Genomic DNA, 12675 nt, shown 5'->3' on the forward strand with positions numbered 1-12675 from the left:
TGTTCCGGGTGAGCCCGGTGAAGGAATGTCTATGCAACGTGCGGGAACTGATCGGAGACAAGTCCGTGGTACAGCCCGGCGGGCTCTGCATCCGCGGCCTCGGCCATCGATTCTTCCAGAAGCTCACCGCGAACAACGCGAACGTCCTGCGGTGCGTCAATTCCAATCTTCACAGCCCCGCGAGCCGTCTTAATCACTTTGATGACAATGTCATTGCCGATGCGGATGGTTTCTGCCGGTTTGCGTGTCAGTACGAGCATGATTCAGCACCTCCAGTTGAAGTCTTCCGTGATCGATGACAACCCTGTCCGACATGAACAGAACTTGTTGTCATCACAGTGACTGGATAAAGCCAATGGTGTGCCAAAAATGATTCCAACAATCACAATTCGACAAGACATTACGTAACTCAAGACTAATACACGCCTTGTGGAATTTGTTGAAGATTACAGACTGGGCAGGCTCTGACGATGGGCGAAGACGTTCCAGGAAAGGATTGCAATCACGAACCGACGGACCGCAGATTTGTTTGTCATAATGACAAATTCTGTGCAACAATCGAGATCAGCTAAGGATCTCTGTGTCTCGATCCGGTGGCGCTGAACATGCGGCGGGCTGGCTGCCCGGGGCGTCGCGCAAGGTGACGTCTTGATTGCTTCAGCCAAGACGTGGCCGCCAGCGGCGTAACGGAATCACCCGACAAATGCCTTCGGGTAAACACAGGCGACACTGCATTTCGTACCGTGCCGCGGAGCGTCACTTCGCCAGGGCGTCGAGTTGTTCCAGCGTCAGGCGGACGCAGAGAATGTACGGCGGCTGATTCGCGGACCAGTGGCCGTAAGTTGTGGAGACGATTGTTCCGTCGGGCAGAATGTTGACTCCCGGATACGCGCAGTCGGCGCCCTTTTTGTTGTCTTTCAGCCGGACAACATACTGGCCTTCGTCGCCCTGTTTGAGGTCTTCATACGTACCAACCCACGCGACCCAGTCGCCGTCGTGTTCGGGCTTCGCAGAACCCGCCGGTTGCACACTCCGGAAAGAAACAAACAGCCGGCCGTCCGCCGAATAAACGGCTGTGTGTCGATCGCCGTTCAGCGAAGCGGGCATGTCGCGAGGCTCAGTCCACGTCTTCCCTTCGTCGTCGCTGAAAATGATCTGCGAATTGTGTCGGCGGCTGTTTTCCCGCAGCAGCACCGCCAACTGTTTGCCGTCCGGAGACCGGATGGCTCCGGGTTCGCAGATATGGTGGCTCGATGATTTGCGAATCACTTCGGGAAACGACCATGTCAGTCCGCCGTCCGTCGACAGCGTTCTGAAGAGAGTGAAGGCGACCGGATTTTCCTGATGAGGCTGTTCAGCGAAGAACCGTCCGTCGTCGTGGAACATTGCCATGTAGTGCCCCGGTCCAGTTGTCAGTTCAACGACACATCCCATCGTGACAATTCCGCCCCAGTCGCCGACGGGCTCCAGCGGCGACCACGTCTTCCCATCGTCTTCCGTGACCGCCATGCGGCAGGGGTAGAGACCCGAAAACATGATGATGCGTCTGGTACCGTTCGAGTCGATCACGCGGTGCAGCGTTGGTACTTCTTTGGATGTGGACCAGTTGTCAGGAGTCGGCAGCCGGTCACTCCACGTCAGGCCGCCGTCGGACGAACGTTTGTAGACAATCCCGCCTCGGCCATGCCCCTTCGGATAGACGCACAACAGAGTGCGGCCGTCTTCCAGCAGCACAGTCGTCGGATGTCCCAGATACTGGCCTTCTTCGCGGTCGACGACAACCTGGCGGTAGACCTGATCGTCGAGATCGATGAACGGAATCGAACACGTCCGCTGCTGAGCATCAGCGGACGGCAGCATCAGCAGCAACATCGAAGCCAGCAAAATTGCAGATCGTATTCGCATGAGAGTGGCTTTCCGAAACATGGTCGTTGACTGAGCGTGATGAACCGGAAAGCGTAACAAAGGAATTCGCGAAGCCGTAGCGATCATCGCTCCTGCCCGTCACACCAACGGCGGCCGTTTCCGCAGTCCGGTTTGGACGAACCACAAAAGGTGCGGGAACTCGCGACACCATCGCGGCGAGCGACTCTCACGCGAAGGCGCATGCGCGGAGAAGCGATGAAGACGGGGAGGGATGTTGTCGGCCACCCGCAACCGTTTGCTGTTCGCGCGACAGGGCCACAGAATTGCCAGACGACAGTGGGGAAGTCGCAGCCCGTAAGCGGCAGGTGGGGCAGAGTCACCGGGAAGCAGGCCGGATCCGGTCATCGGAACGGACCGGCCCTGCAGCGCGGGTCGCAGCAACGACGAACTATCGAATGATGTTTGTCAGTTCACCCAGCACTTCGTCCGTGACGGTGATCGTTCGGGCATTTGCGGAGAAACCACGCTGAGCAACGATCAGTTTGGTGAACTCAAGCGCGAGGTCGACGTTGGAACCTTCCAGTTGCCGGGAAAGAATCGCACCGCGGTCACCGGACAGAGCGGAACCGATTTCGGCACTGCCGCTGGCGAGGGACGATCGATAGACATTGTTGCCGGCAGACAACAGTCCGTCGTTGTTTCTGAATGATGCAATCGCAAGCTGTGCCAGCGGGAACTTCACAGAGTTGCTGCCGATCGCCTCAATCGTTCCGTCCCGGGAGATGGCCACGTCTGAAATTTCTCCCGGAATGAATCCGTCAATGTCGACGTTCAGGCTGCTGGTGCTGCCGACTTCGCTGAGCGTCACGGCTCCGTCGTCCGTCGCGAAGGAAATCGAGATCGCCTGGGTGGCCTGGGCTCCGGCAAAGAGAACCTCAATATTCGGGTCACCCGCACCGGTTCCCGCGACCTGAAGCAGCGACCCGTCAAGTCCGAAACGGATGCCTTCCACGACGTTGTCCAGGAACTGGTCGGAGTTGTCAGGCAGGGAAAACGAAAGTGTCCAGGATTCGTCAGGCTGTTTTTCCAGTTGGTACGAAAGACTCCGCTCCAGGCCCTGCGGGTCGTACACCGGCAGCGTTCCTGTGATCAGAGTGGCGTCTTTTCCTTCCACAATCTGAGTGAATTTGACACCGGTTCCACCAACCATTTCGAAGGACAGCGTCGACGGCCCGGTGTCATTCGCTTCGATCCGTATCTGACCATTCACAATGGAGACCGTGGACACGGGCAGAACAGCAGCAACGGCATCTCTGAGATCACCCAGCGTCGATGTTGCGGTCACCGTGAACGTGTTACCAGTCTGCGGAATCGGTTCACCGTCGGAGTCACGTCCAAAGAACGAAATCACATCGCCGTCAGCCCAGGGCGCCGGGTTCAGGTCCACCAGCAGCGTCGTCGCATCCGCGTTCGTCTGCGCAACGCCCGTTGTGAGTGCTTCACTGGTCACGAGTTGTGCCTGAGGTCCGTTTGAATTCGCGGGAAGGTTTCCGGTGAGCGTGATCTGAGTCGTCGGGGTGCCGGGAATTGCCGCTCCGAACGGAACTCGAATTCGCGTGTCGCCGGGAACCTGAAACGACGGACTGGTCGGGTTTGTTTCCCCGACGATTCCGAATCGCTGAATGAACGAGCCGTTGGAGGGATCCACCAGGAAGCCCTGTTCATCAATTCCCAATGCTCCCGATCGGGTGTAGAACGTGTTGTTGCCCGAACGTGTCACCAGGAATCCGTTGCCTTCGATTGCTACATCCAGCCGTTCGCCGGTTTGTTCCAGGTTGCCCTGGCTGAAGAGCCTGTCAACGTTGGCGACCTTGCTTCCCGTTCCGACCTGCAGCGGGTTGACACTGCCGGCACTCTGGCCAGCACTGGATGTGGCTGCCCGGCTGCCTTCATACAGCAGGTCGGCAAACATCACACGAGCAGACTTGAAGCCGATGGTGTTCAGGTTGGCAAGGTTGTTGCCGATCACTTCCAGCATTGATTGATGACCACGAAGGCCAGAGATGCCGGTCAGAAGGGAATTGGCCATTAATTGTCTCCTGGCAAACAGCGTTCGTTGATGTGAAAGTGAAGATCTACCCTGGCACCGAGCTTCCGGCGTCCTGCCGAACACTCTGCACGTCAGCCAGTGGAATCAGATTGTCGCCGACTCGAACGAGTACCTGACCGTTCTGACGCGTCAGTTCCTCAACCACTCCGGATTCGGTGCCGCCATAGCTCACGGTTCGGCCCAGAAGCCCGGTTCCGCCCGCCAGTAGCTGTTGTTGCTCCACCGATTGAAGCCCCGCGTTTACTTGTTGCAGTTGTTCCAGCGATGAAAATTGAGCCAACTGAGCCAGAAAGTCCTGCTGGTCAGTCGGACTCAGTGGATCCTGGTTTCGAAGCTGGGTCACCAGCAGGTTCAGAAACTGCTGCTGCCCCAGCGATGCATCGAATGTGGAAGTGACTGCCATGACTGCTGGAATCCTTCAATGACGAATGTCAGGCCCGAAAACTGAGCAGCGTTGAAGCTGTGACACCGCCCGGAACGTTTTGGCGCCGGGCGACTCGCTGCGTACTTCCTTTGCGGGAGGAACTGCCGGGGTGTTCAAACGCGGAGCCGCGTTCCGCCGGACTGTCGTGCGAAGACAGAAACTGCGAATCGTCGCCCGAATTGCTCATCCCTTCGAAGATGAGTCGATCCGCGGGAATCTCCAGGGAATTCAGAACCTGTGAGATCTCTGATCCTCGCGTCTGAAGCAACGTCAGCGTCGCGTCGTTCTGAACCTGGATTCGAACGTCAACACCGCCGTCCGTCTGGAGGAACCGGATCCGTAATGCTCCGAGTTCCGGTGGATCCAGTTGGAAGGTAATCTCCGGCCGGTCAGCAGGCGCGCCGGTCGCGACGTGCTGGCGAAGCACGCTGACCACCTGTCCCGCGATTGTCACGGGAGCTCCCAATGCGGCGGCGACGTCCGGGAAGAATGATCCGGCAGTGCCTGTGGACGGCATTGAACCGACCTTCGCTTCGTCGACATTCAGATTCGCTGAGTCGAACACTTCCGGAGCGATCCTGCCGTGAATCCTGCGGACGTTCTGAGTTGCTGCGGGACCGCCTGGCAGCCGAACGTCGGCCAGGTGACGTATGACCGGCGTCGAAACCGCGACCGGGAATCATCAGACGTTGCCCTGCGTCGGTCCTGAAGGCGATGTCAACTTCCCGAAAGCTGTGTTGAACGTTCACACCGGAATCCACGTGCAGGTCGGCAATTCGCACCTGCTGCACCTGCAATTCCCGCCGGATATCGGCGACGCGCGACGCAAGCATCGCCTGTCCGACGTCGCTGTCTGCTTGAAGCTGAACCTGAAGACCGCCTTCGCTGCGTGTGACCTGAACCTGCACCGTTCCCAGGTCGGGCGGCGACAGTCGGACATTGAATTTCTGTGTGCCGCTGAAATCTGAGGAAGACACTCTCGCCTGCAACACTCGGCTGATCTGTGTCGTCAATGGTTCTGAAACGGATTCCTCGCCAGCCGCAATCGAACTCGTTTCCAAAATTCCGGCAGCACTCGTCGTTTGCGAGACGACGGATTCCGCTTCGGTCGACAACCCGCCGGCGTCCTGAACCACCGGAATCGCATCAGCCGAAACAGTTTGGTTCAAACCGGACTGGCCTGCGTCGCGGACCTGGTTCGTGGCCGGAATCGAAGTCGGTAAGGACAGATCTAGTCCCGGAGACAAAGCGGTGTCCGTTGGCAGGACAGACTGAGCGGTGGTGTCGCCGATCCCGGCCAACTGCGTCCACTCACCGTCCGAATCCAGTGGCGCGTCGATCGCGTCTGTCGCCTGTCTGAACGGACGATCGATTCTTGTGATAACTCGGTTGCCGGCAGCGTCGACAGAAACCTGAATCGCCGGACGCCTGGCAGCACGCGAAAGATTCGGTGACGCATTAGTCAGATTGCTGAGTTCGCCGGCGTTGTCGATCAGTGACGGCGCTGCGTTCGAAACGGGAATCTCGGAAACGCCTTCGATCGAGCTAACCGCTGCGGCGGTTGAGATCTGATCCTGGCTGGAAACATCGGCCGGCACGTCCACCGCTATGATGACCGAGGACAGAAGCGCGACGGGCTGGAGTCCTTCCGCGATTTCTGAAATCGCGTCGTCGCCTTCGTCGTCCGGTGACTCAACCGGTGGCGGCACATGGAAGTCGCAGATCTGAACGGTGCCTGCCAGCGGCGCGCTGTCGTCGAGCTGCGATTCCAGATCCGGTTCGGAGCTGGACTCGACCGCTGCCTTCGATGCAGCGCGTGGCCCACTGCAGTGAGTTTCCGGCGAACAGAATTCCTGCACCGTGGCGACAAACAGTCCCGGTGAAGATTCTCCGGTATCACGACCGGCGGCGGACTGCCTGGACGCAGCGTCGGCAGGCGAAGTGCGCTGCAGTCCTGCGAATAGCGGCAGTGATTCCATTTGCATGCCGTCCAAAGTCGGAGCGTGACCGGGCAGCCCATGCATTCCGCATCCGTGCAGAATCTGATTCAGCGAACGCCGCAAGCTGACTGTTCGCAATCGCGCCGCTGTTGACCGCGCGAAATGAATCCGACACCGTCAACGTGGCCGCCCCTGATGTTGTGTTATCGGCACGCCGCCAATCGCGCTCGACCGGCGTGACGAAAAACTTTGACGATCGTCACTGACACGGCAACAACGGCGCAGGGTTAACCCGAAGCATTCGGGCGCGATACGACACATTCGCCGCCGAAGAACGCTGCAGCGCGCCGACGATCCGTCGGGTTGTCGGAAGCTGCTGTGTGCTGACTGGGTTCCCGCCTGCGCGGGAATGACGGGGGGTGGCGCGGGGATGACGGGGGTGGTGCGGACGAAAATATTCAGCCACAGATTTCACAGATTCACACAGATGGGGAATATCAATATGCGAGTCGCGAGGTCAGGTTCCGGCGGGCTGTTGGAAGCTGCTGTGCGCGGACTGGGTTCCCGCCTGCGCGGGAATGACGGGGGTGGTGCGGGAATGACGGGAGCAGTGCAGGGCACGGATGCAAAGAATCTGTGTGCATCTGTGAAATCTGTGGCCGCGGTTTCTTGCCGCGAGGAGAGCGTACCGGGTTCCGTCGGGCAGAAGGAAGCTGCTGTGTGCGGACTGGGTTCCCGCCTGCGCGGGAATGACGGAGGTGGTGCTGGGTTCCCGCCTGCGCGGGAATGACGGGAGTGGTGCGGGAATGACAGGAGTGGCGCATTCCGGTCAGTCATCGCTGCCAATGCAGTACAGGTACGAATCGCTGCGAAGAATAAGGTCGTTGCCGGCGACGATCGGACTGGCGTTGAACGTGCTGCGGTCGGCAAACCGGTTGTGAGCCAACTGGCGGTATTCCGGTGACGCGGCGAGTACGTACGTGCCGCCTTCCCGAGTCACGATGTACAGCTTGCCGTCAGCGGCAAGAGCCGAGGCGTACGGCTGATCGGGGAATCGTTCCTGATAGACGACTTCGCCGGTCGCCAGCGCGACGCAGTAGGCAACGCTGTTGCGGTCGCTGACCCAATACAAGTGGTCGCCATGAATCACCGGCGAACAGACGTTGGCTCCGGCATTCGCCGACCACAGCAAATGACTGTCGGTCACGTTCCCGCGCCCTCCGGCACGAATCGCCATGGCTCGCGACTGCCGGCCGCCGATGACATACACGATGCCGTCCTTCGAAACGATGCTGGGACAGACATAATCCGGAATGCCCTGACACTGCCACAGGGACTTTCCGGTCGCCGGATCGAAGGCAAGTATGTCATCGCGAACGCTGACGACAAGTTCGCGACGTCCGTCCGGCAGCGTCACCAGATGTGGTGTGTTCCATGACGCCTTCATTCCGCCGGCGCGCCAGACTTCTTTGCCGGACTGCTTATTCAGCGCGACCAGATCGCCGCTTTCGACGCTGGCGTTGACGATCACCAGATCTTCGAACAGAACAGGCGACGTACCGCAGCCCCACTCGTGAGTTCCGTCGCCGACGCTGGTCCGCCACACAAATTCGCCGTCCGGAGTGAACCGCATCACGCCGCTTTTTCCGAAGAACACGTAAATGGCGTCTCCGTCGGTTGCCGGAGTGGCAGCGGCGTAACCGTGGTCGCGAACTCGTTCAGTTTCCGGAAACGTCGGTTCAATCACCCGGTCAAAGACAATGCTGCCTTCGGCGTGGCTGACCGCGAGCAGATGCAGCCGCAGATCCTTCAGTTCGCCGGACGACGACGTGCCCTGGCCGTACCCGCTGTAGCACGTGACGTAGAGTTGGTCGTTGAGCAGAATCGGACTGGATGCACCGGCGCCCGGCAGTTTTGCCTTCCAGCGCAGGTTGGATGCATCATCCCACGTCAGCGGCAGCCCGGTTGCCTGTGACACTCCCTGAGAATCGACGCCGCGAAACTGCGGCCAGTCAGCCGCGTTCAGTGAAGTGACACAGCACAGGACGGCGATCACGTGACAGCAAATTCGCATAATCATTCTTTTCTCCGCGGAAATCATGCGCCGGCGGGCAGGAACTGAGAGCTGGTTTCGTCGGACGGGACGCGGCGGTCGGACGACCTGACACTTGCCGTTGCGAAACGCGTCGCCGCCGGTCGGCCACAGACGCCTGCATCATCACGGCGAACGCGCGACCGGCTTCGCTGCTTCAGGCGTTGCCGCACACCGATCTGACTCGACGGAGGAAGTCTATTCCGAAGTCGGCGCGTCCGCCACTTTCCATCGGATGCCATCGGTCACTGCCGACGAATCCGGCGAATGTCGCGGTACCGGCAATGTCGCACGGCACATGCGCTTCGGATGCACCGAAATCAGCCAACCGGCATGGCCGCATTCACGCTGCCGGTGCGCGCGACGGCTATGGTGTTTCCCGCGTTCGCCAGCATGCGTTCGCCGGGCGACCGGTCGGACTTCTGCGTTGACGACAGCAGTACGGCCTGAGTCGAGCGGCACATATCCAGCAGGGATCCTGCCAGTTGCATCACTTCGATCAGGTCTTCGTCTTCGGACAGAGCGTGGTTCAGGCTGCGGCACAATTTCGCAATTTCCGTCAGCGAATGGTCGTCGGCTGTTTTCTGAATGCGCTGTGTCAGCGGCAGCAGTTCACGGAGATCCTGTTTGTCCAGGGCGTTGACGAGTCGTTCCAGCAGCAGTCCGATGCTGAGCGCGGATTCGCGCGACGCGTTTGTTGACGCCGACGCCGTCTGAATTCGCAGTCTGACAGCGCCGATGAATCGTTCCACAAGTTCCGGATCGAACTGAGTCCCCGCGCAGGCTCGCAATTCCGCAAAAGCCTCCGACCGCGACATCGGCGTTCGCCACGCGGAGTCGCTGGTCATGGTGTCGTAAGCATTCGCAATGGACAGAATCCGCGCGGAAATGGACGGACGCTGATCCGGCCCGGCTCCGCGATCGGCGTTGCTCATGTCATACCAGACGGCATGCTGTTCGACGATTTCATTCAACACCGGCTGACCGAACGAACCGCGCACGATGTCCACACTTAACTGATTGTATCGGCTGGCGAGAGCCCGTTCTTCCGCCGTCAGCGGACCGCGCTTATGCAGAATGGCGTCGGGAATTCCCAGCTTGCCGATGTCGTGCAGCAGCGCCGCGATTTCCAGGACATAGCACTGCTTCATTGACAGCAGTCCTTCCGCTGTCGCCACGCACATATCCGCCACGCGCCGACTGTGAATTGCCGCTTCCTGGTCTCGATGCGCCAGCACTGTGGTCAGCGCGGCGACCGCATGAAAGTGAATCGCGGAACCATCCTGAGCGGAACCGCGGCTTTCCTGCGGACCGGCTGTCGGCATTTCGGTGTCCTCGCCGACGACTGACTGGGCACGGTCCCAGCGAACCACGCGGTCTCGTCCGCTGCGCTTTGCCGCGTACAGGCTCTTGTCCGCCTGGTCCAGAAGTGTCTGTATGTTGTCGGCCGCCTGGCAGACCGAAGAAACGCCGAAACTGGCCGTCACCCGGAGTCCGCTGATGCGCAGGGCCTTGATCGCCAGACGGCATTTTTCCGCCATCAGTTCCGCTTCATCGATCGAGCTGCCTTCCAGCATGATCGTGAACTCTTCACCTCCGTAGCGACACACGACGTCATCGGGATCGACGGTCTGGTGGACTGCGTTCGCCACCTGTCTCAACACGTCGTCGCCCGCGATGTGGCCGGCGGTGTCATTGATTTTCTTGAAATGATCGATGTCCAGCATGATCGCCGCCAGGGGCGATTGCTGCCGGTGAGCCTTCGACCATGCGGCCTCAAACGCCTTGAAGAAACTGCGCCGGTTCAGACAGCCGGTCAGAGTATCGCGAGTCGCCAGCCATTCGAGTTCGCGGTTCTGCGTGCGGATTTCTTCGCTGGATGTTCGCAGCGAAACCAGCGCATTGCGCAGTTCCTTCTGTTTCTCCTGCAACACGGTCACGTTTTCGAAACTTGCCACGACACCGCGATTCAGATTCTTTTCATCCCGCACCGGGACGGTGCTGACCGAAAACGTCAATTCCTGACCGTCGCGGTCATATGTCAGCAATGTGCCCTGTACCGACCGGGATTCACGGGATGTGATATCCCAGGGAAGTTCCTTTTCACCGCCGTCCGGACCGCACTGAAATCCGAATCGATTCGGATGCAGCCCGATCAGGTCTTCTGGATTCATGCCGGTGCTGGCAGCGAAGGAACTGTTGGCCAGCACAATCGCCTGATTGCGGTCCAGGACCAGCAGTCCCTCCGCCAGTGAATTCAGCGCCTCACGCACACGATTCGGAACGACCTTGTTGGGGCTCAGATGCTTCAGCACCTTCTGCAGGTACAGCGAAAACGTGGCAAACAGCGCGCAGCCGACAAATACAACCAGCAGGAAATCCGGACGCAGATACCATCCGAAAACCGAAACTCCGGGAACCGAATGAAACCGAAACTCCATCTGTCCCCAGGGCCGGCCGTCCGCTTCGATGGGCAGCTCAAACAGCGTCTGGTTTTGGGCATCGACACGACCGCTGCCGGATTCATCATCCGCGTTGCCGCACGTCATCACGACATCACCGGCTTCGCGGCGAATGCCGATCGCAATGAGGTCAGGATGACGAGTCGCCATCCGCTGCAGCGTTTCCGTCAGCGTTGACTCCGACATCCGCGGGGCCATCTCCATGAACGCGACGGCTGTGGATTCGCAAAACGCCTGCCGCGCCTGAATCTCCCGCGGGCGAACGTCGGGCACAAACCCCAGCAGTCCGGCGACCAGCAGAACGCTGACCGACAGACCCACGAGTCCAAGCACGATGCGATGAATTGACGACAAACGGGGCATGGTTGTTTCGGAACTCTGCAGTCTCGACCGAAAAGCACGATCGCGTGACGCTTGTGGGCTTCGGCATGAACCAATGCCAATGCCGGCGACGTCAATCGCGTCGGACCGGGATCTCGGTCTACGTCACATCTCCCTTCACCAGTGATGCCAGAGAATCGCCGTCCGTCTCCCCTTCCGTTTCGTCTTCGAAGCTTTCCAGAACCGGCAGCGGGTCGAATGCCTGCCATGCCGGAAGCGATGAAAGGAACGTCGTCAGCAGCGATCCGCCGCGCAGCATCCACACGACATATCCCACGGACAGCGACGTGGAAACCGCCGCCGCTGACCCGATCACGACCTTTTCGGGAATTCTCTGTTCCCGGGTATCGTCATCGTTTGCGGGCAGGCTGGCTTGTGCGTCGGTAAGCAGGAACAGCGACGCAAACGCTGACCCTGTCAGTTCCACCCGCTCAAACAGCGTCGACGTCACAGGCCCCACAATCGAAACGGGCAGTGCTGCCGCCGACGCTGCGACACCCGTCGCCGCCAGCTCCACCGATTGCGGAATCGCCACCAGATAGACGTCAATACCGATCATGGTGTCTTCCGGACCGGTGGCAATATTCGGTCCAGACTCGTCACGCACCAGATTCACCAGTCCCGACGGTGATCCTCCCCGGCCCGTGGCGGAAATCGTCACAGTCGGAGAAGTGTCGTCCGGCGAATCTTCTTCTGATCCGGTGCCTGGTGATTCAGGTGTCTCGTCGATCGGGTTTCCGTCGGCATTGTCCGAGCCGCCGTCGCCGTCCGTGCCTTCAGCGTCTCCGTCGGGATCGCCGCTATCTCCGTCGGTGTCTGTCGAAGGCGGCGTGTAACCCACGGCCGGAACTACTTGTAGAGTCACCGTTACCGCGCTGCTGCTCGATGCTCCGTCCGTCACGACGTAAACAAACTGATCCGTACCGGAAAACACAGGATCAGGAACATAAGTGAATCCACCGTCAGCAGTCAGAGTCAGCGATCCGTTGGACGGCCCGCCAACCAGCACAGCACTCAGAAGATCACCATCGATGTCAGTGTCATTCACAAGAAGTCCGGGAGCCGACACCGTGAGCATGTCTGCCTGATTGAGACTATGCCTCTCGCCTGTAGCCACCGGAGCATCATTCACCGCGTTGACTGTCAGCGAAATCGTGTCTTCCGCGAACAGACCGGTCGGAGTACTCGTGTCGGTCGCTCGGATCACGATTGACGCCGTCCCGTTCTGATCCGGCAGGTAGTCGAGCGTCAGAATTGTGCCGACGATCGATGCGTTCACCAGCGTCGCGTTGCTGTTCGACGTCACGCTGACCGTGAGTGAATCGGCGTTGGTCGCGATGTCCACGTCGCCGAAGACCGTCGACAGATCGACCGTCGTTGATACCGCGTCTTCGTTCACC

General features: G+C 59.6%; 9 protein-coding genes. All 9 read right to left on the reverse strand.

All coding sequences use genetic code 11. The features are described from left to right. Positions 1-29: 29 nt before the first annotated feature. The 9 genes from R3C19_01750 to R3C19_01790 all read right to left on the reverse strand — a co-directional run bounded on the left by R3C19_01750 (position 30) and on the right by R3C19_01790 (position 12674). A complete protein-coding gene (locus tag R3C19_01750) occupies positions 30-260 on the reverse strand; it encodes a carbon storage regulator (protein ID MEZ6059064.1) in 231 nt (76 codons plus the stop codon). Positions 261-756: 496 nt separating this feature from the next. Next, a complete protein-coding gene (locus R3C19_01755; GenBank protein ID MEZ6059065.1) occupies positions 757-1905 on the reverse strand; it encodes a sialidase family protein in 1149 nt (382 codons plus the stop codon). Between the two features lie 409 nt (positions 1906-2314). After that, positions 2315-3955, reverse strand: a complete 1641-nt coding sequence (locus R3C19_01760) for a flagellar hook-basal body complex protein (GenBank protein MEZ6059066.1) — start codon at positions 3953-3955, stop codon at positions 2315-2317. Between the two features lie 46 nt (positions 3956-4001). Further along, the gene (locus R3C19_01765) at positions 4002-4379 is read right to left on the reverse strand and encodes a flagellar hook capping FlgD N-terminal domain-containing protein (protein MEZ6059067.1); all 378 of its coding nucleotides are present in this window, start codon (positions 4377-4379) and stop codon (positions 4002-4004) included. 28 nt (positions 4380-4407) lie between these two features. Next, complete coding sequence (locus tag R3C19_01770) at positions 4408-4827, reverse strand: flagellar hook-length control protein FliK (GenBank protein MEZ6059068.1); 420 nt, start codon at positions 4825-4827, stop codon at positions 4408-4410. Beyond that, on the reverse strand, positions 4790-6424 hold the full coding sequence (locus R3C19_01775; protein ID MEZ6059069.1) for a flagellar hook-length control protein FliK: 1635 nt from the start codon (positions 6422-6424) through the stop codon (positions 4790-4792). Before R3C19_01775 ends, R3C19_01770 begins: the two co-directional genes overlap by 38 nt. A gap of 745 nt (positions 6425-7169) precedes the next feature. Beyond that, positions 7170-8420: a PQQ-binding-like beta-propeller repeat protein gene (locus tag R3C19_01780; protein ID MEZ6059070.1), complete on the reverse strand. Its 1251-nt coding sequence runs from the start codon at positions 8418-8420 to the stop codon at positions 7170-7172. 332 nt (positions 8421-8752) lie between these two features. Next, positions 8753-11257, reverse strand: coding sequence for a diguanylate cyclase (locus R3C19_01785; GenBank protein ID MEZ6059071.1), 2505 nt, complete (start codon positions 11255-11257; stop codon positions 8753-8755). A gap of 118 nt (positions 11258-11375) precedes the next feature. After that, complete coding sequence (locus R3C19_01790) at positions 11376-12674, reverse strand: Ig-like domain-containing protein (protein ID MEZ6059072.1); 1299 nt, start codon at positions 12672-12674, stop codon at positions 11376-11378. Position 12675 lies beyond the last annotated feature (1 nt).

The organism is Planctomycetaceae bacterium, assembly GCA_041398785.1.
In the GTDB taxonomy this organism is placed as follows: domain Bacteria; phylum Planctomycetota; class Planctomycetia; order Planctomycetales; family Planctomycetaceae; genus JAWKUA01.